The 697-nt window shown below is 54.4% G+C and carries 1 protein-coding gene; it reads right to left on the bottom strand.

Annotated features, from left to right (window positions below; all coding sequences use genetic code 11):
- Window positions 1-513: hypothetical protein (locus ACOI7Z_RS27295; protein WP_420702492.1), on the bottom strand; the 513-nt coding region annotated here is incomplete at its 3' end.
- Between the last annotated feature and the right edge of the window lie 184 nt (window positions 514-697).

Raw genomic sequence — 697 nt, 5'->3', positions numbered from 1 at the left:
AAGTGTTTGTGGTGGCGAGATAACCAGAACGTCGCTGAAGGCAGAGGCTGACCTCACGCGTGATGCCATTTCCGTTGTATAGGTCGCCTCGTAGTCGGCATCGTAGCTGTACGCGCCGTTGACGGACTCCAGCAGGATGTTCAGGTTTGCCGCAAGAGGTGTGATCCCCTGCACCCATCCATCCCGGTTAAGCGTTGTCCACTGCCGCCAGGTGGAACCTCCTGTTCCCAGCTTGTTAACCCTGATGCCAGGTACGCTTTTTTTTAGCTCGATACCACAGAATGCTAAAGTTCCAGAAACCAGTGTTAGAGTGGCTGTCCAGTTGCCTGTCACAGGCGGTACGGGCAACTCAGTTCTGACTACACCCGCACCAGAAAGGGTAACCTGTGTCTCAGCAGTCTGGTCTCCCGTGACATTGTCCTTGTACTTGATTTTGATTACAGGGCTGACGCTGGAGCTGCCATTGTGGTAGATAGCCGCTGAGGTATCACCAGTCAGAGACTGGAATGCCATAGAGGCACCTGCGGTAGAGGTGATACCCTGCGAGCCAGCCGGTCCGAAGTTTGTAGCTGTGGGTGTCGTAACAGTCTCCTCAGTCCACGTTCCCGATTGAATCGCTAGAAATGCACGTCCTGGATGGGCAAAGTTACGGTTGTAACCAGCAAATCCGGCGCCTGCATCACCGAATCGGTCTTGC

The sequence above is a fragment of the Klebsiella sp. C283 genome (genome assembly GCF_048822555.1).
In the GTDB taxonomy this organism is placed as follows: domain Bacteria; phylum Pseudomonadota; class Gammaproteobacteria; order Enterobacterales; family Enterobacteriaceae; genus Klebsiella; species Klebsiella quasipneumoniae.
This window is presented reverse-complemented; position numbering and strand designations above follow the sequence as displayed.